The sequence below is a fragment of the Streptomyces sp. NPDC127038 genome, from assembly GCF_042725875.1.
In the GTDB taxonomy this organism is placed as follows: domain Bacteria; phylum Actinomycetota; class Actinomycetes; order Streptomycetales; family Streptomycetaceae; genus Streptomyces.
This window is the reverse complement of record NZ_JBHXDQ010000013.1, coordinates 27,171-50,645: the sequence shown is the minus strand read 5'-3', so window position 1 is coordinate 50,645 and position 23,475 is coordinate 27,171. Positions and strand designations below refer to the sequence as shown.

Genomic DNA, 23,475 nt, shown 5'->3' with positions numbered 1-23,475 from the left:
ACCTGACAGGAACCGATGTCTGACGTTTCGCTCCCTTCGCCGTCGGAGGCCCGCACCGCCGCCGTGATCCCGGCCGCCGGACGAGGTGTGCGCCTCGGTCCGGGCGCCCCCAAGGCGCTCCGCGCGCTGAACGGCACGCCCATGCTCATCCACGCGGTCCGCGCGATGGCCGCGTCCAGGGCCGTCTCCCTGGTCGTCGTCGTGGCTCCGCCGGACGGCACGGCCGAGGTCAAGTCGCTCCTCGACGCGCACGCGCTGCCCGAGCGCACCGACTTCGTCGTCGTCCCCGGCGGTGACAGCCGCCAGGAGTCCGTGAAGTACGGCCTCGACGCGCTGCCGCCCGGCTTCGACATCGTCCTGGTGCACGACGCGGCCCGGCCGCTCGTGCCCGTCGACACCGTGGACGCCGTCATCGAGGCGGTACGGGACGGCTCCGCCGCCGTCGTACCGGCGCTGCCGCTCGCCGACACCGTCAAGGAGGTCGAGCCGGCGGCCGTCGCCGGGGAGACCGAGCCGGTGGTGGCCACCCCCGACCGGGCGCGGCTGCGCGCCGTGCAGACGCCCCAGGGCTTCGACCGCGAGACGCTGCTGCGCGCCCACGAGACGGTCACCGACGACGTCACGGACGACGCGAGCATGGTCGAGCGGCTGGGCGTGCGGGTCGTCGTCGTGCCGGGCCACGAGGAGGCGTTCAAGGTGACGCGCCCGCTGGACCTGGTGCTGGCGGAGGCGGTTCTCGCGCGGCGGAGGCTCAACGATGGGTTCTGAGACACCGGAGCGGGCGGCCGGAGCCGCCCAGGGTCCGCTGGTGCTCCCGCTGGTCGGGATCGGCACTGACATCCACGCCTTCGAGGAGGGCCGGGAGCTGTGGTGCGCCGGTCTGAAGTGGGAGGGGGAGGGACCCGGACTGGCCGGGCACTCCGACGCCGACGTCGTCGCGCACGCCGCGTGCAACGCGCTCTTCTCGGCGGCGGGCCTCGGTGACCTCGGGGCCCACTTCGGCACCGGGCGCCCGGAGTGGTCCGGAGCGCCGGGGACCGTGCTGCTGACGGAGGCGGCGCGGATCGTCCGCGAGGCCGGCTTCGTGATCGGCAATGTCGCCGTCCAGGTCGTCGGACCCCGCCCGAAGATCGGCAAGCGGCGGGACGAGGCCCAGAAGATCCTGTCGGACGCGGCCGGGGCGCCGGTGTCGGTCTCGGGCGCCACGACGGACGGCCTCGGCTTCCCGGGCCGCGGCGAGGGCCTGATGGCGGTCGCCACGGCACTGGTCGTCCGCGCGGGCTGAACACCGGCCGGCGGAACGACGCGGGCTGAACACCGGCCGGCGGAACAAGGGGAACCGGGCGGGGAGCGGCGGGCGTTCCGGCGCTCCCCGGCCCGGCCGCGGGCCGTCGCCCGGTTGCCGTTCACCCGGCGGGCTCCCTGCCCGGCCCGGAGTCCGGCCGTCGCCCGGTTGCCGTTCACCCGGCGGGCTCCCCCCCGGCCGGGCCGCCGTCGGTCCGGTGGGGGCCCCGCCTCCGGCCGGCGTCCGGGCCGCGGACCCCCGGTCCCGGGGCTCTCGTTCGGGCCGCGGACCCCCGGTCCAGGGGCTCTCGTTCGGGGCAGGGGCTCCTCCCCGGGCATCGGGCGGCCGGCGAGCGCCCCCCGTATGTCACGAATACATGGCCTTGCCGGGGAAAGGGGCGCGGGGCACTACCCGGGGCCCACTACCCTGGAGTGGTGACCATTCGCCTGTACGACACCAGCGCCCGGCAGATCCGTGACTTCACCCCGCTCGTGCCGGGTTGCGTCTCGATCTACCTGTGTGGCGCCACCGTGCAGGCCGCACCGCACATCGGGCACATCCGCTCGGGCCTCAACTTCGACATCATGCGCCGCTGGTTCGCGTACCGCGGCTATGACGTGACGTTCATCCGCAACGTCACGGACATCGACGACAAGATCATCGCCAAGTCGGCCGACCAGGGCCGCCCCTGGTGGTCCATCGGCTACGACAACGAGCGCGCCTTCAACGAGGGTTACGACGTGCTCGGCTGCCTGCCGCCCACGTACGAGCCCCGCGCCACCGGTCACATCCCCGAGATGATCGAGATGATGCGCGGCCTCATCGAGCGCGGTCACGCCTACGCGGCCGACGGGAACGTCTACTTCGACGTGCGGTCGTTCGAGGGCTATCTCCAGCTCTCCAACCAGGAACTGGACAATCTGCTCCAGCCCTCGGGCGAGGGCGAGACCGGAAAGCGCGACCCGCGCGACTTCGCCATGTGGAAGGCCGTGAAGCCGGGCGAGCCGAGCTGGGAGACGCCCTGGGGCCGCGGCCGTCCGGGCTGGCACCTGGAGTGCTCGGCGATGGCCCACAAGTACCTGGGCAGCGCCTTCGACATCCACGGCGGCGGCATCGACCTGATCTTCCCGCACCACGAGAACGAGATCGCGCAGGCCAAGGCCTTCGGGGACGAGTTCGCGAAGTACTGGGTGCACAACGCCTGGGTCACCCTGAGCGGCGAGAAGATGTCCAAGTCCCTCGGGAACTCGGTCCTCGTCTCCGAGATGACCAAGGTCTGGCGCCCCATCGTGCTGCGCTACTACCTCGGCACCCCGCACTACCGCTCGATGATCGAGTACAGCGAAGGCGCCCTGCGCGAGGCCGAGTCGGCGTTCGCGCGGATCGAGGGCTTCGTGCAGCGCGTGGTCGAGAAGGCGGGGGGCGTCGTCGAGCCCGCCGCCGAGGTGCCGCCCGCGTTCGCCGAGGCGATGGACGACGACCTCGGCGTCCCGCAGGCGCTCGCCATCGTGCACACGACGGTCCGCCAGGGGAACTCCGCCCTGGCCGCCGACGACAAGGAAGCCGCCGTCGCCCGCCTCGCCGAGGTACGGGCCATGCTCGGCGTCCTCGGACTCGACCCGCTCGACCCGGCGTGGGCCGAGGAGAGCGACCGCGGCGACGATCTGCACGGAGTCGTCGACACCCTCGTCCACCTCGTCCTCGACCAGCGTGAGGCCGCCCGCGCCCGCAAGGACTGGGCCGCCGCGGACGCCATCCGCGACCAGCTCAACCAGTCGGGACTGGTCATCGAGGACGGCCCGCAGGGTCCGCGCTGGACGCTCGGACCCCGCTGACCGCCCGCTCCGGCGGTCCCGGCCGGCCCCGGTCGGCCTTGATCGATTGTGCCGCCCGGACCTCCGGGCGGCACACTGCATATACGTACGCACGCACGTCTCACACAGACAGGTAGGTCATGGCTGCTAACAACCGCCGCATGTCCGGCAAGAAGGGCGCGCAGGTCGGCAGTGGCGGCCAGCGGCGCCGGGGCCTGGAGGGCAAGGGCCCGACCCCGCCCGCCGAGATGCGCAAGGGTCACAAGAAGAACCGCATCGCGGGCGCCAAGGCGAAGCAGGCCGTGCGCCGCCCCGCGCCCCGCGGCCGCGGCGGCAAGGGCACGTCCGAGATGGTCGTCGGCCGCAACCCCGTCGTCGAGGCGCTGCGCGAGGGCGTGCCCGCCACGACGCTGTACGTCCAGCAGTTCATCGACAACGACGAGCGGGTCCGCGAGGCGCTCCAGCTCGTCGCCGAGCGCGGCGGCATCCACCTGATGGAGGCCCCGCGCCCCGAGCTGGACCGCATGACCAACGGGCTCAACCACCAGGGTCTCGTCCTCCAGGTCCCGCCGTACGAGTACGCGCACCCCGAGGACCTCGCCGCCGCCGCGTACGACGAGGGCGCCGACCCGCTGATCGTCGCCCTCGACGGGGTGACCGACCCGCGCAACCTCGGCGCGGTCGTCCGTTCCGCCTCCGCGTTCGGCGGCCACGGCGTGGTCGTGCCCGAGCGCCGCGCGGCCGGCATGACCGCCGGTGCCTGGAAGACGTCGGCCGGTGCCGCCGCCCGTACGCCCGTCGCGCGCGCCGCGAACCTGACGCGCGCCCTGGAGTCGTACAAGAAGGCCGGTCTCGTGGTGGTCGGCCTGGCCGCCGACGGCGAGGTCGAGGTCGGTGACCTGGAGGCCCTGGGCGGCCCCGTCGTCATCGTCGTCGGCAGCGAGGGCAAGGGCCTGTCCCGGCTCGTCGGCGAGACCTGCGACTTCCGGGTGCGGATCCCGATGCCCGGTGGCGCGGAGTCCCTGAACGCCGGTGTCGCGGCGGGAGTCGTGCTGTACGAGGCGGCGCGCCGCCGCGCCTGAACGGACGCCCGGGAGCTCACCCTCGGGGAGCGCCCGGGCCCTCCGGAACGATCTTGACGCGGTCCGGACAGTTCGGCGTGGTCAAAGCAGTGTCCTAACCACACGTCACTCGGTTAGATGAGTGTGGACACCAGAACACCCCGCACACCCACGGGGGACCGCTCGTCGGGATTCGACGACGTTCCCGCGCTGAGCATGGTGAAGGTGCCGAGCGATCCGGCGCAGGTCATCGTCAACCATGCGAGCTTCCGCGTCCAGCTGGCGGGTGCGTCACGGGGCCAGTCCCCGCGCATCGCGCGGCACCTGGGCTCTCCCGGCGCCGGCGCGCCGGGCCGAGCGGGCGGGGCCGGTCCGGCCGGCGGGGCCCGCCGCCGCGCGCCCGTCGTCTGGAGCGGCAAGTCCGCGCCGGACGACACCGGCGCCCATCGCCTGCTCCAGGCCGTACGGACCGCGGGCGTGCCCCACGGCTCCAACGGACCGGCGGCGGACGCCGGTTCGACCCAGGTCATCCCGAGGATCGGCGAACAGCCGGGCTACGCGGGCGATCTGGGCGTCGACACGGTCGAGACGCCCCTCGTCGGCAGCCAGCGCGCCCCCCTCGGCGACGAGCAGCGGCTGCTGCCCCAGATGCGCGGCGTGGGCAGCGCCTACGACGAACCGCGGTACGGCGGGCCCGCGTACGGAGGGCCGTCGTACGGCGAACCCGCCTACACGGACGCCGGTTTCGGGGACGACGACGGCTACGAGGACGACCGCTTCGACGACCCGGAGGACGAGGCGCCCGTCAGGCGCCGCGGCTCCGACACGGTGCGGCACGCCTATCACCCCGGGCGCCGGATGAACCTCGGCGTGGTGCTGCTCCCGCTGCGCGTCTTCCTCGGCTTCATCTCCGTGTACGCGGGCATGGGCAAGCTCTGCGACCCCGTCTACTTCGACGGCGGCAAGCGCGGCTCCATGGTGAAGTGGCTCAACACCCTGCACCCGTGGGAAGTCGCCGAGCCGCTGCGGCAGTTCGCGCTCCAGCACCCCGTCGGCTCCGGGCTCGTCATCGCCTTCTTCCAGGTCATCGTGGGCGTCCTGACCGTCCTCGGACTGTGGCAGCGGGTGGCGGCGGTCGTCGGCGCGGCGCTGTCCGCGGCGCTCATCGTCACCGTCAGCTGGAAGACCGTGCCGGTGTACGACGCGCCCGACATCATCTACCTCGCCGCCTGGTCCCCGCTGATCATCGCGGGCGCCCCGGTCTACTCCGCCGACGGACGGCTCTCCGGCGAGGCCTGGCGGACGCTGGGGCCGCGCGCCGACATCTGGGACCTGCGGGCCCGCGTGCTGCGGCGCGGCGCGCTGCTCACCGCCGTCGTCGTGGGTCTGACCCTGCTCGTCGGCTCGCTCCTCGGCGGCGCAGTGCGCGACTCCAGCCGGATCGTCGTTCCGGGTCCCGGCGAGGCCCCGCGCAACGAGCTGCCGGGCTCCCCGCTCCCGGAGACTCCGGGCGAGCGGCACCAGAAGGCCACCCCCTCGGCCTCCCAGGCGCCCACGCACAGCAGCTCCGCGACCCCGTCGCACTCGGCCACCCCGGGGGCGACCCAGGAGACCGGCGGCCCGTCCGGCGGCGGGCAGCAGCCCAGCCAGACCCAGGGCACAGGCCAGGCCCCGCCGCAGCACTCCGCGCCGGCCGGCCGGGCCCCGAGCACCAGCGCGGGTCCCTCCAGCGGCGGCGGCACGGCGACCGGCGGCAGCACCGGCGGTGGCGCCGGCGGTACGGGCGGTACGGGCACCTCGGCCGGTACGTCGACGGGCGGGAGCTCCTCCACCGGGCAGCCGGGGCTGGTGGGCGGCCTGCTGGGCTGAGACCCGCCGCCCTCCCGGGCGGACACCACGAGGACAGGGCCCCGCACATGGTGTGCGGGGCCCTGTCCTCGTGCTGTGTTCGCGGTCCTGTCGGAGCTTCCGGGGGCCTTGCCCGGGCTCGGGGCCTCCGGGTGTCGGGAAGGCCGTGAGGGCGGGGTTCGGTGCCTCTGGTCGGCCAAGGCCGTGAGGGCGGGGCCCGTGTCTCTCTAGCGGCCCAGGGCGGCGAGTTCCTTCGCCGCCTCCGTGAGGTCCTTGGCGGTGTCGATGGCGCGCCAGTAGGCACCCTGCGGGATCGGGAAGCCGGACAGCCGGCGCTCGCGGGCCAGGCGCGGGAACGTGGTGCGCTCGTGGTCGCCGCGCTCGGGGAGCATCTCGGTGAACTCGGGCGAGAAGACGTACACGCCCGCGTTGATCTCGAACGTGGAGGGCGGCGCCTCGATGAAGTCCGTGATGTGCCCGAAGCCGTCCGTCTTCACGGCGCCCCACGGGATGCGCGGACGGGCGAGCGCGAGCGTGGCGACGGCGTCGCGCTCGGTGTGGAAGTCGGCCATGTCGCGCAGCGAGAAACGGGTCCAGATGTCACCGTTCGTCGCGTACCAGGGCAGCTCGGGGTGCGGCAGATGCGCGGCGGCGTACTTCAGGCCGCCGCCGCGGCCGAGGGGCTCGGTCTCGACGACCGTCGTGACGGAGAGCGGGAGGTCGGCGGAGTCGAGCCACTTCTGGAGGACCTCGGCGAGGTGACCGCAGGAGACGACCACGTCGGTCACGCCTTCTTCGGCGAGCCAGGTCAGCTGGTGGCCGATGATCGGTGTCCCGGTGCCGGGGATCTCGACCATCGGCTTGGGCCGGTCGTCGGTGTAGGGACGCAGCCGGGAGCCCTGGCCGCCGGCCAGGACGACGGCTTGAACGGGGCGCGACGCGGCGTTCGGATCGGTCATGTCCGAACTGTACGTGGCGCCCCGCACGCGGAATCGCGTGACGGCCGTTCCTTAAGCAGCTCCTACCGGGCTGCCCGGAACCGGCCGGCGCGCGAGACCGCGGGCAGGGCGCCGCGGGCAGGCCGTGACCGTGACCTCAGAGATGGGTGGCCGCGACCCCCGAGGCGAACGCCGTGTCGCAGACGGGCCGGGCGAAGGACTGGGCACGCGTCGGCCCGTACGCGCGGACCGCGGCGCGGCCCAGGGCACGGGCGATGGACACGCAGTGCTTCGCGAGCGAGGGACGGCCGTTCACCGCTTCCTGGAGGTGGGTGAGGGCCACGCCCGGGTTCTTCTCCTGGAGTTCCATGAGCAGCTTGTCGCGCAGGACGTCCTGCGGGGCACGGGAGACGGCTCGCGTCGAGACCTCCTCGGAGGACGCGGTGAGCACCGAGCTCGACGGATTCCCCGACCAGTTGACTTGGGTGACCGCGAGTGTCCCGGAGAGCACCAGGACGACAGGCAGAACGAGGGCGAGGGTGCGGCCGATCTGGCGGGCGGGGCCACGGCCACGCCGGGGTCGCTGGTTAGTGGTGGAGTGCTTCACGCGAGTGAGGGTAGCGCGGGGTGATGATTTGGCGACATTTAGTCACCGGTTCGGGGGACGGGGAAGTTGGTTTTTCCGGGTAGTGGGTTGACGCGCGGGGCCTCGTCGGGGTCGTGGCGGGCTCGCGTGGTGGTCGAAATGCCCGGTCTGCCGGGGTATTTGTCGACAACGAAGAGGGCCCCGCGGTCCGCCGCGGGGCCCTCTTCGTCAACGTGGGTGAATTCGACCCTTATGGGGTGTGGGCTTTCGCCCGGATGACGCGGACGTCAGTCGGACAGGCGCTCGCCCGTCGAGGTGGAGAACACGTGGATCTCGCCCGGACGCGGCACGACGTGCAGCGTGGCGCCCTTGTCCGGGACGGAGCGGCCGTTGACGCGGACGACGAGGTCCTTGTGCTCGTCGCCGACCTTGGCGGAGCCGTAGACGTAGCCGTCGGCGCCGAGCTCCTCGACGACGTTCACGGAGACGGCCAGGCCGGCCGGGGCGTCCTCGGTGTCCTTGGAGAGCGACTTGGCGGCCTCGCCGTTGTGCTCGACGACGTCGAAGTGCTCGGGGCGGACGCCGACGGTGACCGTGCGGTCGCCCTTGTCGGCGGCGGCCTTCAGGGCCTCGCGGTTGACCGGGACGACGCTGTTGCCGAACTTCACGCCGCCGTCGGTGATCGGGACCTCGACCAGGTTCATGGCCGGGGAGCCGATGAAGCCGGCGACGAAGAGGTTGGCCGGGCGGTCGTACATGTTGCGCGGCGAGTCGACCTGCTGGAGCAGACCGTCCTTGAGCACGGCCACACGGTCGCCCATGGTCATGGCCTCGACCTGGTCGTGGGTGACGTACACCGTGGTGATGCCGAGGCGGCGCTGGAGCGAGGCGATCTGCGTACGGGTGGAGACGCGGAGCTTGGCGTCGAGGTTCGACAGCGGCTCGTCCATGAGGAAGACCTGGGGCTCGCGCACGATCGCGCGGCCCATGGCGACACGCTGGCGCTGGCCGCCGGAGAGGGCCTTCGGCTTGCGGCCGAGGTACTCGGTGAGGTCGAGGATCTTCGCCGCGTCCTCGACCTTCTGGCGGATCTCGGCCTTGTTGACGCCGGCGATCTTGAGCGCGAAGCCCATGTTGTCGGCGACGGTCATGTGCGGGTACAGCGCGTAGTTCTGGAACACCATCGCGATGTCCCGGTCCTTGGGCGGCAGGTGCGTGACGTCGCGGTCGCCGATGCGGATGGCGCCGCCGTTCACGTCCTCCAGCCCCGCGAGCATGCGGAGCGAGGTGGACTTGCCGCAGCCGGAGGGACCGACGAGGACGAGGAACTCGCCGTCCGCGATGTCGATCTCGAGAGCGTCGACGGCGGGCTTCTCGGAACCCGGGTAGATCCGGGTCGCCTTGTCGAACGAGACAGTGGCCATGGTGATGGGCCCCCTTCACCGGCAGGAACGTGCCGGACGATCCGTTGTAAAGGTGGTGATCCACTATGGAAACGCCCATAGTGGTGTAGTCCATATGAGTGAACTGGGTCAGGACGCTACCTGGCGTTCATGTGTTCTGTCAGCACCCCGGCACCGGTGAAGTTCCCGGAAACTCCCGACGGCCCCCCGCCGCGACGCGGGTACACTGCACGGGCACACCCGCCCCACCACGGGCGAGGCCTCCTTAGCTCAGATGGCCAGAGCAACGCACTTGTAATGCGTAGGTCGTCGGTTCGAATCCGACAGGGGGCTCCCTGCAAGAGCCCAGCTCAGACTGTGTCTGAGCTGGGCTCTTGCGTTCAGCGGATGCGTCGGCGGCGGCGAGCGGCGCGGGCCGCGCGGCTGTCCAGGGTCTCAGTTGCGGTCTCAGTCGGGGCCTGGGGCGGGGGTAGGAAGGTGTCGCCCATCCGGCGCATTGCGTCCTTCGAGAGATGGGAGCGGCCCTTTACGTACCGACGCGTCTGGCTGATCTGGGTATGCCGAAGGATCTCCATGATGGTGACCATGTCCACACCCAGCTCGTTCAGGATCGTGCCGGCCGTGTGACGGCTTCCGTCGTAGAGACGGCGGTCGTCGATGCCCGCTTCGGCGAGCAGATCCTTGAATTCCTCCCAGTCGGCCCGGGGATCGAGCGGTCGGCCATCGGGTCGGGTGAAAACGGCGCCGTGGTGCTCCCACCCGTCGCCCGCGGCTTCACGTAAGGCTTCCTGCCGGGCCTTGTGCTCGTTCAGGAAGGGGATGAACGGCGGCGGGATCGGCACGGAATTGCGGCTCTTCTTCGTCTTGGGGCGGGTGAATACGAGACCGCCGTCCTTTCGGTCAGGGCAGGCGCTCGCATGCCGTGTGCATGCCTTCGGGCACAGTGCGGGGCATCCGCGCTTGTATCCCTTGTGCGTGGTGCAGTCCGGCGGGCAGGGCTCGAATCGGTGGAGCCGTTCCCCGCACCTGTTCGGGTCCTTGCAGCCGTGGCGCCAGGTGAGCCGCTGCAACTGCCACTGGGGGTGGAACATCTCCCCTTCCAGGTCGACGTACGGCCACCGGAGGCCGAGTACTTCCCCTTGCCGGAATCCCATTCCGACGCCGACGATCCAGCGCATCGAGGTGGGGCGCTTCGCCGCTGCTCGCAGGAAGGATTTCGCTTCCTCGATCGTGAACGGGTTGGCTTCGGTCTCGTCGACTGTGGGCGGGTCCACGAGGGTGGCGACGTTCTCGGCGATGATCCGGCGTCGGTGGGCAATCTTCAGGGCACGCGACAGGATGCGGTGGACTTTCAGCACATGCGAGGGGGCGTGCCCGTCGTCGAGCATCGCGCGGTACATCCGCTCCAGGTGCTCGGGTGCGAGCTTGTCTAGGCGGTGTTGGCCGACGCCCGGGATGATGTCGTTGCGGGTCTTGGACCAGTAGTCGTCGAGAGAGCGCGGGCGGAGCTTGAGGCTCGCGATGTTGGTCAGGTAGTTCTCCATCCACGCGGCCACCGTGGGCGCGCGGCCGGCCTTCGGAGCCCGTCCCTTGTCACGGAGCTTCTCCAGTTCCTTGACCTTGCGCCGTACTTCGGCCTCCGTCTTGCCGCGACGGTGACGGCGGTCCGGGCTTCCGTCGTCCTTGACGCCCATGGTCACGCGACCGTGCCACCAGCCGTCGCCACCCAGGTAGATGGACGATTCCATGTTCTGTCTGCGGGGGCTCATGCGTTCCTCCATGCGCGAGGCGGCCCCGGACGACGTGGTCCGGGGCCGCCTCGGTCGGGCTGTCGGTCGGGGTCAGTTGGGCGACGGTTCGAGGCTGTTGACGAACGCCTCCAGGTCGCTGCGCCGGATGCGGCGGGAGCGGCCTCGCTTCACGTACTTGAGGAGTCCTTCGGCCATCAGCTCGTAGACGGTGGAGCGGCCGAAGGACAGAACCTCGGCGGCGGCTTCGGGGGTGTAGAGCAGTTGATCGGTTGCCAGGCGTGTGCTGCTCATCAGGACGTGTCTCCTCTGTGGGTTCAGGGTCCCTCTCAGAAGTCCGCTACATCCGCTACACCGCTACATCGCAGGTCAGCGGCATGATTTTTGTAGCGGACGGGTCGGATGTAGCGGCTACGGCGGTTTCCGGGCGGGTGGCCGTAGCCGCTACATCGGCGGTTGCCGCTACAGATTCAGTTGCTCTGACCTGGGATGTAGCGGCGTAGCGGATGTAGCGGACCCTGGCGGAGGGCAATAGCGCGCCCACGCGTCTTCGAGGTCCTTGGCGAAGAATCCTTTGAGGACTCCGCCAGCCGTGCGGATGTTGCGGGATACGACCGGATCCCCCTCGGCTGTGACGTAGTCGCCGAGCATCTGGGACAGGCGCCGATTGTCGAGCGGCTTGCCGTTGAGGTCCGCCCACGGGGCGTCGTCGAGGGCATTGAGGCGGTCGAGGATGGCGACGGTGGGAAGGCGGTCGATGCCGATGAGGACGTGGTCGCGGAGGTCCGTCAGCAGGCGGATACCGATGCTGCCTTTGTCGTTGGCACGGGAGGCGTTGACCAGGGTCACGCAGGCTTCGCGGGCCCGCCCGGGCCACACACCCCCAGCGGCATCGGCGACGGCGAGCAGGGGTTCCCACACGTCCGCCGGACGGTCAGTGACCCCGTCCGGGAGCGCGGGGAAGGCACCAGCGACCTGCTTCTCCACGGACTCGGCCCACTTGGCGAGGCGGTCACGGATCTGGTTGCCCTCCCGCACGTGGATGCGTGTGCGGAACGATTCGGCCTTCTCGTTCCTGGCCCGGCGGCGCATGCGGATGATGACGGACCGGGTCAGGATCGTGTCGGGCAGAGATCCGAGGCCCGCGACAGCGACGGCGCAGTACGAGGGGAAGGCTTGTACCTGCTGGTTGGAGCCGTCCCCGACGCACCGGTACATGGGACGTCCGCGTGAGTGGCCTGCGTTGATGAAGCCGCGTAGCTGCTCGTTGTCCCCGGCCTTGGGGCCGAAGATGGTGTCGATTTCGTCGAACAGGATGGTGGGCCGGCCGCCGTCGATGCCGGACACGGACCGGAACAACGCTGCTGCGGACGCATCCGCAGCAGCCATGGAACGCGGCACCAGGGTCTCGACCACGTCCAGCGCCCGGGACTTCCCCGACCCCGGTTCGGGGGACAGGAAGGCGAGGCGCGGAGTGGAGTCGAAGCAGTCGAGCAGATGGGCGTGCGCGTCCCACAGCACGACGGCCACATAGGCAGCCTCGTGCGGGAAGACGTTGAAGCGGCGGTGGAAGGCTTCCACCTCGTCCAGCAGCGCGGCCCCGTCGATGGCGTCGGTCATGCGGCGGCCCTCCCTTCAGGCAGAGTCACGGGCTTGCCCGTGCAGGCGGGTTTGTGGGCGGCGTACTCGGCCGCGAGCGCGGCGACGTCCGCGGCTCCGGTAGCGGTGCCGGTCTGCCCGCAGGCGCAGGCGTAGGCGGCGTTGGGGGTGTCGCCGGGCTGTTTCCACCAGCGGGCCCCGTCGTAGTGGTGGCGGTAGACCGGTGGGGCGTAGATGCGGATCCCGGGCTCATCCGGTGTCGGGTCGGGTGTGCTGTGGCGGGCCTGGTTGCTGCGGAACTTCTCAGAGCGAACAGCAGAAGGGACGCCCTTGCGGGCGGCGCCTTTCGGTTCGCCTACGGCCGGCCGCGGTGCCGCTGCTCGGGCGGGGTTCGGGTGGTTGACGGGTTGGGGTTGGCCTTCCAGGTGGGGGGAGTCGGGGGTGGTCATGCTGCCTCCCGCGGCCGGACGGTTCGGATGGAGCCGTCCAGTGCGCTGCGGATCGTGGTGCGGCACTCGGCAGCGGTGAGTCCGGCCGACTCTCCCGCCGCCTGGAAGGCCTCCTCCACCACGTGCCGGGGAAGGTCGCCCCACGCGACGAATCGCCCCACCTTGAACGCGCTGCGGTTGAGCACGCTGTTGCGCGTGCCGTCCGCAGCCCCGGCCACCGCGGCGCATTCGGCCTCCAGCGCCGCCTGCGCCGCGAGGCTGCCCGCCACCACAGGCAGTCGCAACGGCCCCGCCACCGCGACGGGAGCGTCCGTCAGAGCCTCCCGCAGCCAGTCCGGCAGCGGAGCGGGCTCATGGTCGTCCAGGACCGTGTACGTGCCGTCCGGCGTGGTGCTGCCGGGGGCGACGACGTACCCGCCCCACCCCCGGGTGTCGATCTTCTTCGCCAGGCGTCCGGCCGTGGAGTGCAGCCGGATTCCGGGCGGTTGGGTGAAGTACAGGTGCTCACCGCCGCGTGCGGTCCGGACCCGGTAGGTAGTGGGCGCCACCTGCCCGGCGCGCTCGCAGAGCGCTGCAAAAGAAGTCACGCCGTCAGGCGTCCCTTTCGGATCTTTGGGCTTGAGCGTGTCCAGGTCGATGACCAGCAGCCCCGAAGGACCGGTGGCAATCCCGACGTTGTACGGCGCCTGTCCCCACGCCGCGGCGAGCAGGGCCGTGTCGGTGGTGGCGCGCTGCTCGGGTGTCCTGTGTCCGTCCGCGCACCGCCCGGCAGCCGGGCAGTGCTTCTCCGCGTGGCCGGCCGGGCGCTTGTCGCCGGGTCGGAGCGGGATGACGTGCCAGCCGCGCTGTGCGGCCTGCGTCGCCCACGCGAGCAGACCGATCCGCGTGAGGTCCGAACTGGGGGTGCCGTTCACGCTGCCACCCCCAACACGGTCCGCGCGAGGAACGCGCGGCCGATGAACTCGGTGTAGGCGGGCGGGATGGCCTCGGTCAGTTCCTCGCGGACCTCCGTCCACGTGATCCCCATCGCGGCTTGCAGCTCGGGGATGGAGGGCTTGCCCCCGCCGTTGCCGTACGCGGCGACGTACGGACCGTCGAAGTACTCGCCGTGCCGCCATCCACGGACACGGCCCCGGTGTCGGACGTGCGCCGGCTGCTCGATGGTCCAGCCGCCCAACTCGAAGTTGCGGTGGCGGATGACTCCGAGCCCGAACATCTCTCCGCACAGGGTCAGGTCTTTGCGGATCTCGGCGCGTCCGTTGGGCTGCTCGATCGAGTACGGCAGCCCGGTCTGTTCGAGCAGGGCCCGGGTCGGGGCGACGAGGTCCACGTGTGTTCCGCCCCATCCTTGGGAGCGGTTGGTGCCCACGGTCAGCGTGCACTTGTCCTGGCACGGCGGGGAGGCGTGCACGTACACGTAGCGGCGGATCTCCCCCGACTCGATCAGGTGGGCGAGGTATTCGAGCGCGTCGCCCCGGTGGTACGGGTAGGGGTAGTTGGGGCGGTCGGCCGTGTCGCAGCCGTCCACGTCGAAACCTGCGTCGGCGAGTCCCTTACCGGCGCCGCCGGCGCAGGAGAAGAGGTCCAGGGCGAGGGGCCGTAAGCCGTGCTCTCGCCGGATGTCGGTCGGTTGCGTCATGCTGGGTTGTCTCCAGTTCCTTCGTTGGATGCTGGGTTGGCAAGGGCGGCCCCGTGACTTTGGCGAGACGTGGGGGCCGCCCTTGGCGTAGCTAGTGGTCGTTGGCGTGGGCGGCGGGGCCGGGACAGAAGGTGTCGGGGCAGTCGCAGCCGTTGCACTCGTTGCAGATGTCGCCGGAGCAGTGGTCACACAATTCGTGTCCGGAACAGCCGTGGTCGGCGCAGTGGTCGCAGTACGGTTCGTTGTCGAGCACGCGAGTCCTCCCAGGTATCAACAGTTGACGTGGGTGGGGTTGTTGGAGCCTTGCTGGTGTCGTTTGGCGCTGTCGCCGTCAAAGGCGGCCATGTTGCGAAGGCGAACGCGCGACATCTGTTGCGGCATGGGTTACGCCTACTGTTGCGACATCTGTTGCGACTTCTCTTGCGCTCACTGATTCGGCCACCACGTGTTTCCGCTGGTGACAGGCGTGCCGGAGCGTGGTCGGGACGCTGACATCCCCTCTGCTGCCCCTCGCCCTTCGCTGTGGTGGAGGGAGTGAAGCGGTGGTGCGGGTGCGGGACGGCATCGGGGATCGGGGCGGTCCCTCTCGCGTTGCGCGTCGGTCGGAGCCGCGCGCCGCGCCGCCGGATGGCGGCTCGGGAGGGTAGGGCTACTTCGATCGGGCGAGCTTGAGCGTGATGCCGCCGGCCCCGATGGGTCCGGCGGTGCCTGCGATGACGGTGGCGGTGTGTGCGGCCGCGTCCATGAGCCAGGCGATGGCGAGGACGACGCCCCAGGTGCCGAGTGCGGCGGCCCCGGCGATCGCGAACGGGATCAATAGCCGCTGCCAGGGGAAGGCGGCCGGGGCGCTCTGGACCACGACCACGACCGGCTGCCCGGTCGCCTGCGCGCGCTGGAAGACATCAGCGGGGATGTGCGGGGCTATCTGGCCGGGCGGGGTGGGCTGGCTCATTTCGGACTCCCTCAGGGCAGGCCGCGGGCCCGCGCCAAAGTGGTGGCACGGGCCCGCAGCGGGGTGGGTTTGCTTGTCGTCTGGCTTGTCGTCTCTCTTGTCGTGCGGCTTGTCGTCTTGCTTGTCGTCTTGCTTGTCTTGTCGCTTGTCGCCTCCCAGGTCACAACCCGATTCCGGGCCCCACGGGCCCGTCGGACGACAAGCCCTGGCGCGGAGGCGACAAGCGACAAGCGATCAGGCATCCGGGGCGTGGTTGCGGTGGACGTAGCGGGCTTTGGTGCCCTCCCCGACGCGAACGGCGATGCCGTCGTGTGTCCACGTTTTCAGCCACCCCACGACCGTCTGACGCGTCGTCCCGAACGCTTCCTCCAGCGCGCGAGCGATCGCGGACGCTCCCGTCCCGGCGGGACCGGCGGCGAGCAGCGCGGCGAGCGCGGCCTGTTGCGCGGGGCTGTCCTCCTCGCCCCGCAGGGCCGACAGGTTCAGTCCGGCCGGCCGCTCCGCACCGTCCTCCTGCTCGCTGCTACGCGGCTCGGGGGCGGTGCCGAACTGCGCGTCGATCTCCTCCCGGAACCGACGAGCCAACGCGTCCTCCGGGGACTCCTGCTGCTTGCTCAGCGCGGACAGGCGCAGGGCCGACGCCGGCCCGTACGGCTCGGCATCGGTGCTGTCGTCGTAGGCGACCTGGTCACGCATCCATGCGGTGCGCTCCGCATCCCAGCGCCGCGCGTACGCGGGTCCGGCGGCCTGAGCGGACACGTCATCGAGCGTGGGGTGCCGGTCGGAGGTCGCGGCGGTGATCTCCCGGATCTGGTTCGGGAGAATCCGCCACGTCTTGAACAACGCGGCAGGCGACTCGGGAGTGCCCATGAACCCGGCTCCCTTGTGCGGGGCCTGATCGACGCGGAGGCCGCGGCTGCCGGGGAACATCTTGGACAGGTCCATGCCCTCGGTCTCACCGCCGGTCAGGGCGACGCGGACCTTTGCCTCGCGGCGGATCATCAGGTTGTTGAGCACACTGCCGGTGGCCCCGAGCGCGGTGATCACGGTCCGGACGCCCATGGCGCGGGCAATCCGGATCACCTCCAGGATCTTCTCCCCGAGCTTGCGGATCTGCCGGTCGGTGCTGGCCAGGATCTCCGCACCCTCGTCAATGACGAGCATGATCTGAGGGATCTTCGCGCTGACCGGCAGCAGGTCCGTGTTGGCCTTCGAGAGAAGGGCCTGGTAGCCCATCTTGCGCTGTTTGGCCACGCGCACCGCGGCATCGAGCATGGCCGCGGCTTCCTCGTACGTCCCTGCCAACCAGTCGACGCCGGGCCGAACTGGCTTGCCGTCCTCCCGGGTCAACTCCCCGTTGAGTGCCGGGAGCACCCAGGGGAGTCCGGCCGATCCGGCGTTGAGGTCGATCACCCAGGTGAGCATGTCCTCGGCGCGGGCGAACCCGGCGAGGATGTTGTGGACCATGTTCGTCTTGCCCGAACCGGTCGGGCCGACGATCAGCGCGCATTGCTCACGCAGGTAGGCGAGGATCTGTTCGGCGTTCGTCCGGTAGCCCCACGGAATGCCCGTGTGCACGGACAGCGGCCCGTAGTCCGCCGGGTAGTTGCGCACTTCCTCCAGCACGTTCACCGTGGTCACGTCGATGATGACGCGGCCCTGATGAATGCCGGGGCCTGCGGTGGCGGTGCAGCCGTGCGGCAGCCGCGCATCCGCGGACAGCCGCGGCGACTCACCGGCAATCCTGTTCCAGGTGGCGCCGCCGGGCGGGAGTTCGGCGTCGATGGAGTACCCGGCGCCGGTTGCCCAGATCTCCACCCCGACCACGCGGATCGTGATGGAGCAGACCCGCTGGACGCGGTCGACCCACTCCGCGGCAATGGCTCGTCGTTCCGCGGACAGCTCCGCGTTGATGGCGCGCTGTTCTGCGGCGTTGGCTTCGTCCTCGCGAGCCTCTTCGTACAGGGCGACAGACCGTGCACCGGCCCCCATGCCCACCCCGATCGCGGTGAGCGATCCGAGAGCGGTCCAGGTCAGTGGGCCGGTGGTCATGGCCCAGGTGGTCCATCCGGCGCCGACGAGCCAGGATGCGGCCTTGAAGGCGAGGGTGCGGCCCGCGTTGCGCACGCGGAGACCGGCGACGGTGTGACCGAGAGCCCCGGCGGCGCCGACGGTCAGCGCCCATCCGGGCGGCATGGACAGGGCGGCGCCGCTGGTGGCGACGGCGAAGGCTCCGGTGGTGGCGGACAGAGCGCCGGTCACGGGTCCGTGACCGGCCGCCCAGTCCAGCACCGGACCACTGCCCTGCTGCTGCACCTGCTTCTTCTTTGTGGCGGTGGCGGTGCTGCTCATCTCAGACGTTCCAGCCCTTCTCAGCCTCGGTGCCGTTGCGGGGGTCCTCGTGCCGGGCGATGTCCTGCTCGTGGGCCTGCCGGAACAGCGGCCCCATGTCCTCCGCGACCGCGACGGCGCTCATCAGCGCGCCGAAGATGTCGTTGAACCCATCGGCCACTTCCTTCTCCAGCGGGAACTCCGAGTCGGAGCGCTCCGCGAGGATCTTCATCACGTTGGCCACCGCGGTGAGCGCGGCCGGCAGTCCCTCGACCATGGCCAGGATCTCCATGGCGTTCTCGGGCTGGTACTGGTTGGCGGCCTGCTCCATCTCGGCAGCGGCCTCTTCGAACCGGAATCCGGACACGTGCTCTCCTTCACTCACAGAGGTAGTCGTGCTGGTGGGAACCGTGGCCGCGGGACGCTGAACGTCTTCCGCGATGCCGTCCGTGCCGTCCTTGGTGGCCTCCGCGTCCGCGGCGGCCTCCTGCTCGCGCTGCCGCTCGCGTGCGGTCTCATCCCGGGCTGCGCGCTGCTCCGCGGCGGTCTGCACGAGACGCCGGTACAGGCGGCGCCCCGGGTACATCAACCACGGGATATCGAACTTGCGTCCGATCGGGGTGGTGATCAATCCGAGCAGCCCGACCGGCAGGGAGAGCAGCGCGGCGAGCAGGCGCCGACCCTGGAAGCGGGCCGCGGACCTGCGCAACGCCTGCCGGGCCGCCCGGCGGGCCGGTGCCTTACGCACCGCGGCCCGCTGCGCGGCGACCGTGCCGCCGGTCCTCGCGTCTCGCCTGTTGCGCTGCTGCGCGATTGCCGCGTCCCGCGCCGCGCGGGCCTTACGGGCTGCTCCGCCCATCAGGCGACCGGCGAGGCCGGGCCGCTTGTTGGGCCGGTTGGTGCCGTGGTTGGCGTTGGCGTTGGCGTTGCGGCGAGCGTCGGCGACCGCACGCCGCGCGTCGCCGGTCTGCCTGCGCTGCGCACCGCGCGAGCCTGCCGCATCCTTCTGGGCTGCTCGCAGGGCCTTGACCTGCCCTAACCGGCCCGTAGCACTGCCCGCGCTGTGCTTGGCCGGGCCGTGCGCAGACTTGTGCAGAGCCTTTCCGCCGCTGGTGGCGCCGTGCCGGGCCCCGGTGCTGTTGGTGCGGCGGTGCTGCTTGGGCACGCTGCCCGACCGGCCACCGCCGCGGCCACCGCGCGAACCTCCGGAGCTGCCGCGGCTGCCCGAGCTGCGCAGCCCGGAGGTGCGGGCGGCGGATCGGCCGGCGTTGCGGACCGCAGTCCGGCGGGCCTCGCGGCGCGGGTTGGGCTTGTTGGAGCGGGCGGCGGCGAGGGTGCCGAGGACGACCATGCCGGTCGCGGCCACCGCCGCGGCGATGGGACCACCGGCCAGGGACGCGGCGGCGACCGCGCCGACGCTGCCGTTGACGCCGGACAGGGCGAGCGGGACGACCGGCCACCCGCCCGGCGTGTGGTCCACCTCCTTCGCCTCACCGTTGGTCATGGTGGGCGCGGTGGTCGGTGGCGGGGGAGGTGTGGTCGGGGGAGCCGGGACTACTACCGGCTCGGTGCTGAGTTCCGTCATGCTGTGAGCACTCCTTCACGGGAGTAGGGCCCGACCGAGGTCTGTGAGAGGTCTTCCGGTCGGGCCTGCCAACAGGGCTTATGCGGCGCACTGTTCGTCGTCGGGGTAGGCGCAGGGCACGCACGTGCCGAAGGATGCGGGGATGACGTATCCGGCATCCCGTTGGCACTGTGGGCAGGTACGCCGCGCCGTATTGGCTTTGGCGAGCGCGGCCCATTTCGCCGGCGTCATCGGGCGGACGGGCTTGGCTCTGTCGATCTCGTACAGGTAGGCGACGAGCGGCCCACGCCGGTAGCGGGGCCGCTCGATCTGCGCGGCGACGTCCTGCCCGCCGGGCCGCAAACCGCGCGCTCGCAGTTGGCGGAGCGTCGCTAAACCGTCGGGGGCGAGGTGCCAGGGGTAGACAGGGAGGGCGGCCATCAGTTGCCGCCGATGGCAAGACCGGTGGTCCCGTTGTCGGAGTCGCGCTGCTCGGCGTAGCGGGCGGACACCCACCCGACCGACCAACCGCACAGCTCCGCGGCCGACCGGACCGAGAGCCCGGTAGCGAACGCGGCAGCCACAATGTCGTGAGCCTTGTCCTCGGGCAGCTTGCCCGCGGCCGGCCCGCGCTCCAGCAGAGCAGCGCGTTCACGCGTCAACTTCTCCGCGTTTTCATGCTGTTCACGCTCGGCCTGCTCGGCCTGCTCGCGGCGCGCTGCTTCGGCCTGCTCCTGTTGCTGCTGTTCACGGATCTGGCGGTCCTGTTCACGCTGTTCACGCTCGCGTTCACGGCGTTCACGCTCCCCGCGCTGAAAGGCTTCCGCACGCTCCCGGGCTTCGCGTTCCTCCCGAGCCCGGCGGTCTTCCCGCTCGGCCTGCTCGCGGGCGAGCCGGGCTTCGTGTTCACGCTGTTCACGCGCCAGCGCTTCGGCGTGCTCACGCTCTTCGCGTGCCTCGCGGCGGGCCCGTTCTCCGCGCTCCCGGGCCTCCTGCTCCGCCTGCTCCCGCTCCACCTTCTGCGCCGCCTGGATGGCGCTGAGGGCGGAGGCGATGGCGCGGCGGTAGGCCAGTCCGGTCTCCGCGGTGACGATCAGCAGCAGCGGCGCGACCGCGTGGACAGCTACGCCCACCAGGTCTTTTGCCAGCGCGGCATCCGCGGTGTTGAGGGCGAGCGTCATGAGCCCGGTCATCCACCGCAGGACCACCGGCCACCTACCGCCGTTGCCCCCGAGACGAGCCAGGACGTCATCGAGCTTCACCACGATGACCACCGCCGCATCCACCACCAGCGGCAGGATCGGCGCGGTCCAGTCCCACTGATCGGCCGTGTGAGCAGCCATCAACGGCGTGACCGTCAGGACCGAATAGAGCATCGCCCCGAACACGATCAACCACGTGCCGGCCGACAATGCGCGCTCCGCTGAACGCACTTGAACGCTGTTCACGCCGCACCCCCGACCGGCTCCGGAACGGGCCGCAGCGCCGGGCGGAACCCGCTCGCGCTGCCCTCCCGAATGAACGCCTCAAGGCGCCACGTGAACGCGGCGGCCGGGCGTTCATCGCAGGGCATCCAACGGACCGTTTCCGGCACTCCGTGGGTTGCCGTGTCGGCGAAAGCGTCCTTGCGGGACGGGTAGATCGTGTGCGGCTGCCCGTGGTGCATGAGCAGCGTCAACTCCCGCCCCGACTCCCGGGCCCCGGCCAGTTCCTCGCGCAACCGGCGGACCGTGATGCCGTTCAGGAGAAGTTCCTTCTGCGCGTCGGCCAGCTCCGTGACCGCGGCAGACAGCAGCACCCCAAGCTCACGGGTAGCGGTCTCGGCGTGCTCCGCGCGGGCTGTGGCCGCGAACAGCTCCCGCACGTGGGAGCCGAATTCCTCGGTCGCGGCGGCGCTTGCCTGCCGCGCCTGCTCGCGGGCCGCGTTCGCTTCCGCCTCCAGCCCGTTGAGGCGGGCTCCGGTGACGAGGCGGATCATGCCGCCTCCTCCGCCGCAGCGCGGTTGGCCAGCGTCGCCCGCTCCGCGAGTACCTTGTGCGTCGCGCGGCGCAGCTTGCGCTGCCCGAGCGTGGACGCCTGCCGGTCCAGCAGAGCGATCTGCACGTCCAGCAGCTCCAGCTCCGCGGCAATCAGCGGCGCTTCCTGCTCGATCGCGTCCAGCTCCGCATCCGTCGGCTCCATGAAGTCGGCGAACGCGGTAACAGCGTCCTGAACAGTCACAATGGATTCCATGGGTCGTGTTCCTCTCAAGGGGTGAACGGCCCGAACAGCGGCCCCGGTGTTCGAGCACCGGGGCCGCGCGCCGTTGAAGTCGGTAGATCCGGCTCCCCTCGGCGCTGCTCGTGCGAGACGAGCAGCGGAGGCAACCGGCCGCGGCACGAAATGCCGCGGTAGGCAGTGGTCGTGCGTTGTGTCTCCTCCGGGAACACGGGCTCCCGTTTCAGGCGTATGGAGACGTGACCTTTCGGTCTCAAGCCGTCCCGAATGACAAGGGTCGGGTCCGCCCTCGGCCCGCTCTGCCCCGGGCCCCTAGCCGCAGTTGGAAGGCAACCCAAAGAGAGCCCTCCGATTCGCTGTCCTAGGACTGCGAGCGGCCTGAGATGAGAATGCATCGCAGTCCTAGGACTGTCAACAGTCCTAGGACTATGTGCTTCACTTGGATCTGTCGGGAGGAGTCGACATGGCACCGAAGGCGCCAAAGTGGCGGGAGCTGGCTGACCGGTACGCCGGGCTGATCAGGAGCGGCGAGATTGGGCCCGACCAGCAGCTTCCGCAGATTCGGGAGCTCGTAGAGGCGGGCGAAGGCTCCAAAGAGACGGTCCACAAGGCTTACAAGGCTTTGGAAGCCGAGGGGCTAGTCGCGATGACCCGCGGCCACGGCACGGTCGTCCGGTCGAAGCCTCCGCTCAAGCGATTGGGCATCGCGCGGTACGACAAGGCCAAGTGGCGGGACAGCGATGAGGTCGCGTTCATCGCCGACCGGGTCGCGTCCGGGCGCTCGTACAACCGGAACGAGCAGACTCAGACCGTCAGTCGTGTGAAGGCGCCAGCCGCCGTGGCCGCTGCTCACGGTCTCCCCGAGGGGGCCGAGGTGTATGCGCGTGCCCGACTGGTCAAAGAGGGCACGCAGCCGACCCACACCCTGACGAGCTACTACCGGCCTGAGCACGTTGAAGGAACCCGGATCGTCGACCCGACCCCGGGTCCGGCCGGGAAGGGTGGAGGCTTCAGGGTCCTCTACGACGCCGGATACGAAATCGACCACATGACCGAGGTTCTCTTTGCTCGCGCGCCCACCACGGATGAGGCTCAACTGCTTCAGCTCTCGCCGGGTGAGTGGGTGGTCGAACTCCACCGGACCACGCGCACGGCGGACGGTACGGTGATTGAGTTCGCCGTCGGGGTACATGCGGCGACACGGTTCGCTTGGTCGTACGACTTCCAGGTGCCCGACTCGGCAAAGGCGCAGGTGGAGGGCGAGTGATCTCGGCTCAGGTATGGGCGGACGCTCAGTTGCTGTGGAACTTCCAGCAGATGGGCGATGAGCCCCGCCCATGCTCTGTGGCAGTCGTTCTTGGCAGTCACGATTTGGGGGTGGCCGACACCACGGCGGACCTGTACCTCCGGGGCATGTTCCCTCTGATCGTCTTCTCCGGAGCGACCAGCCGCACGACTCAAGAGCGGATGCCCCGAGGTGAAGCCGAGCACTACCGCGAGCGTGCCGTGGAGCTGGGGGTTCCCGGGCAGGCCATCCTGGTTGAGCCGAAGGCTCGAAACACGGGAGAGAACATCCGCTTCTCTCGCGCATTGCTAGAGGAGCAGCGCGTGCCCGTCTCATCTGTCTTGCTTGTGAGTAAGCCCTACGAGGAGCGGCGCTCGTATGCGACTGCTCGCAAGCTGTGGCCTGACGTGGAGTGGGTGTGTGCGTCCACCTCCATGACGCTCCCCGAGTACATCGACTCGATCGGTGACGCGCGTCTTGTGCTCGACATGATGGTCGGCGCTCAGCAGCGTCTCATGATCTATCCCCGACAGGGGTTCATCATCGAACAGAGGATTCCCGCCGACATCGTGGCCGCGTTTGAGCGCCTGCGCGACCAGGGGTTCACGAGCCGGCTCGTCCCGGAAACCGCAGACCGGGCCTGACGGTGCTGGGCATTCTGGATGTGCGGCGACCTTGTTAGGCCCTCTACTTCGGGGTAGCCCTGGGAGGCGTGAGGCGTCTCATGCTCTGCATCGCTTCGCTCCAGTTGCTGCT

The 23,475-nt window shown here is 70.5% G+C and carries 24 protein-coding genes and 1 tRNA gene; 8 read left to right on the top strand and 17 right to left on the bottom strand.

Going from position 1 to position 23,475, the window contains the following annotated elements:
* Positions 1–15: 15 nt before the first annotated feature.
* The 5 genes from ispD (at position 16) to ACFWI4_RS12755 (ending at position 6,029) form a co-directional block, all read left to right on the top strand.
* Positions 16–768, top strand: coding sequence for a 2-C-methyl-D-erythritol 4-phosphate cytidylyltransferase (ispD, locus tag ACFWI4_RS12775; protein WP_387194444.1), 753 nt, complete (start codon positions 16–18; stop codon positions 766–768).
* On the top strand, positions 758–1,285 hold the full coding sequence (gene ispF / locus ACFWI4_RS12770; RefSeq protein WP_387194441.1) for a 2-C-methyl-D-erythritol 2,4-cyclodiphosphate synthase: 528 nt from the start codon (positions 758–760) through the stop codon (positions 1,283–1,285). Before ispD ends, ispF begins: the two co-directional genes overlap by 11 nt.
* Before the next feature lie 434 nt (positions 1,286–1,719).
* Complete coding sequence (gene cysS, locus ACFWI4_RS12765) at positions 1,720–3,120, top strand: cysteine--tRNA ligase (protein WP_339130158.1); 1,401 nt, start codon at positions 1,720–1,722, stop codon at positions 3,118–3,120.
* 119 nt (positions 3,121–3,239) lie between these two features.
* Positions 3,240–4,181, top strand: coding sequence for a 23S rRNA (guanosine(2251)-2'-O)-methyltransferase RlmB (rlmB, locus tag ACFWI4_RS12760; protein ID WP_385399479.1), 942 nt, complete (start codon positions 3,240–3,242; stop codon positions 4,179–4,181).
* A gap of 123 nt (positions 4,182–4,304) precedes the next feature.
* Entirely contained in the window at positions 4,305–6,029 is a 1,725-nt protein-coding gene (locus ACFWI4_RS12755) for a DoxX family protein (protein ID WP_387194682.1), read from the top strand.
* 206 nt (positions 6,030–6,235) lie between these two features.
* Here the strand turns inward: ACFWI4_RS12755 and ACFWI4_RS12750 are convergent, their stop codons facing one another.
* From ACFWI4_RS12750 to ACFWI4_RS12740, 3 genes are all read right to left on the bottom strand, one after another.
* Entirely contained in the window at positions 6,236–6,967 is a 732-nt protein-coding gene (locus ACFWI4_RS12750; RefSeq protein ID WP_385399478.1) for an NDP-sugar synthase, read from the bottom strand.
* Between the two features lie 136 nt (positions 6,968–7,103).
* On the bottom strand, positions 7,104–7,553 hold the full coding sequence (locus ACFWI4_RS12745) for a hypothetical protein (protein WP_385399477.1): 450 nt from the start codon (positions 7,551–7,553) through the stop codon (positions 7,104–7,106).
* A 266-nt stretch (positions 7,554–7,819) separates the two neighbouring features.
* Positions 7,820–8,956, bottom strand: a complete 1,137-nt coding sequence (locus ACFWI4_RS12740) for an ABC transporter ATP-binding protein (RefSeq protein WP_387194436.1) — start codon at positions 8,954–8,956, stop codon at positions 7,820–7,822.
* 238 nt (positions 8,957–9,194) lie between these two features.
* Between ACFWI4_RS12740 and ACFWI4_RS12735 the strand changes: the two genes are divergently transcribed.
* Positions 9,195–9,268, top strand: a tRNA-Thr gene (locus ACFWI4_RS12735).
* Positions 9,269–9,315: 47 nt separating this feature from the next.
* Here ACFWI4_RS12735 and ACFWI4_RS12730 read toward each other — a convergent pair.
* From ACFWI4_RS12730 to ACFWI4_RS12665, 14 genes are all read right to left on the bottom strand, one after another.
* On the bottom strand, positions 9,316–10,704 hold the full coding sequence (locus ACFWI4_RS12730) for a tyrosine-type recombinase/integrase (protein ID WP_387194433.1): 1,389 nt from the start codon (positions 10,702–10,704) through the stop codon (positions 9,316–9,318).
* Between the two features lie 72 nt (positions 10,705–10,776).
* Complete coding sequence (locus ACFWI4_RS12725) at positions 10,777–10,977, bottom strand: helix-turn-helix domain-containing protein (protein ID WP_365734053.1); 201 nt, start codon at positions 10,975–10,977, stop codon at positions 10,777–10,779.
* A 168-nt stretch (positions 10,978–11,145) separates the two neighbouring features.
* Positions 11,146–12,303: a DUF3631 domain-containing protein gene (locus tag ACFWI4_RS12720; RefSeq protein WP_387194429.1), complete on the bottom strand. Its 1,158-nt coding sequence runs from the start codon at positions 12,301–12,303 to the stop codon at positions 11,146–11,148.
* On the bottom strand, positions 12,300–12,731 hold the full coding sequence (locus ACFWI4_RS12715; protein WP_387194426.1) for a hypothetical protein: 432 nt from the start codon (positions 12,729–12,731) through the stop codon (positions 12,300–12,302). Before ACFWI4_RS12715 ends, ACFWI4_RS12720 begins: the two co-directional genes overlap by 4 nt.
* On the bottom strand, positions 12,728–13,645 hold the full coding sequence (locus tag ACFWI4_RS12710) for a bifunctional DNA primase/polymerase (RefSeq protein ID WP_387194423.1): 918 nt from the start codon (positions 13,643–13,645) through the stop codon (positions 12,728–12,730). The genes ACFWI4_RS12715 and ACFWI4_RS12710 overlap by 4 nt, the downstream gene beginning before the upstream one ends.
* Positions 13,642–14,370 (bottom strand): DNA methylase, encoded by a 729-nt coding sequence (locus tag ACFWI4_RS12705; protein WP_387194420.1) that lies wholly within the window; start codon positions 14,368–14,370, stop codon positions 13,642–13,644. Before ACFWI4_RS12705 ends, ACFWI4_RS12710 begins: the two co-directional genes overlap by 4 nt.
* Positions 14,371–14,461: 91 nt before the next feature.
* Positions 14,462–14,623, bottom strand: coding sequence for a hypothetical protein (locus tag ACFWI4_RS12700; protein WP_387194417.1), 162 nt, complete (start codon positions 14,621–14,623; stop codon positions 14,462–14,464).
* A 396-nt stretch (positions 14,624–15,019) separates the two neighbouring features.
* Complete coding sequence (locus ACFWI4_RS12695) at positions 15,020–15,322, bottom strand: hypothetical protein (protein WP_387194414.1); 303 nt, start codon at positions 15,320–15,322, stop codon at positions 15,020–15,022.
* Between the two features lie 234 nt (positions 15,323–15,556).
* Complete coding sequence (locus ACFWI4_RS12690; protein ID WP_387194411.1) at positions 15,557–17,674, bottom strand: hypothetical protein; 2,118 nt, start codon at positions 17,672–17,674, stop codon at positions 15,557–15,559.
* Position 17,675: 1 nt separating this feature from the next.
* Positions 17,676–19,238 carry a hypothetical protein gene (locus ACFWI4_RS12685; RefSeq protein WP_387194408.1) on the bottom strand — a complete coding sequence of 521 codons (1,563 nt, stop codon included), beginning with the start codon at positions 19,236–19,238 and terminating at the stop codon, positions 17,676–17,678.
* Positions 19,239–19,316: 78 nt separating this feature from the next.
* Positions 19,317–19,658, bottom strand: coding sequence for an RRQRL motif-containing zinc-binding protein (locus ACFWI4_RS12680; protein ID WP_387194405.1), 342 nt, complete (start codon positions 19,656–19,658; stop codon positions 19,317–19,319).
* Complete coding sequence (locus ACFWI4_RS12675) at positions 19,658–20,665, bottom strand: DUF2637 domain-containing protein (protein ID WP_387194402.1); 1,008 nt, start codon at positions 20,663–20,665, stop codon at positions 19,658–19,660. The genes ACFWI4_RS12680 and ACFWI4_RS12675 overlap by 1 nt, the downstream gene beginning before the upstream one ends.
* Positions 20,662–21,195 carry a hypothetical protein gene (locus ACFWI4_RS12670; protein WP_387194400.1) on the bottom strand — a complete coding sequence of 178 codons (534 nt, stop codon included), beginning with the start codon at positions 21,193–21,195 and terminating at the stop codon, positions 20,662–20,664. The genes ACFWI4_RS12675 and ACFWI4_RS12670 overlap by 4 nt, the downstream gene beginning before the upstream one ends.
* Complete coding sequence (locus tag ACFWI4_RS12665; protein WP_387194397.1) at positions 21,192–21,449, bottom strand: DUF6284 family protein; 258 nt, start codon at positions 21,447–21,449, stop codon at positions 21,192–21,194. Before ACFWI4_RS12665 ends, ACFWI4_RS12670 begins: the two co-directional genes overlap by 4 nt.
* Before the next feature lie 448 nt (positions 21,450–21,897).
* On the opposite strand from ACFWI4_RS12665, the gene ACFWI4_RS12660 reads away from it, so the two are divergent.
* Both ACFWI4_RS12660 and ACFWI4_RS12655 read left to right on the top strand, forming a co-directional pair.
* Positions 21,898–22,701: a GntR family transcriptional regulator gene (locus ACFWI4_RS12660; RefSeq protein ID WP_387194394.1), complete on the top strand. Its 804-nt coding sequence runs from the start codon at positions 21,898–21,900 to the stop codon at positions 22,699–22,701.
* The gene (locus ACFWI4_RS12655; RefSeq protein ID WP_387194391.1) at positions 22,698–23,363 is read left to right on the top strand and encodes a YdcF family protein; all 666 of its coding nucleotides are present in this window, start codon (positions 22,698–22,700) and stop codon (positions 23,361–23,363) included. Before ACFWI4_RS12660 ends, ACFWI4_RS12655 begins: the two co-directional genes overlap by 4 nt.
* Positions 23,364–23,475: the final 112 nt, after the last annotated feature.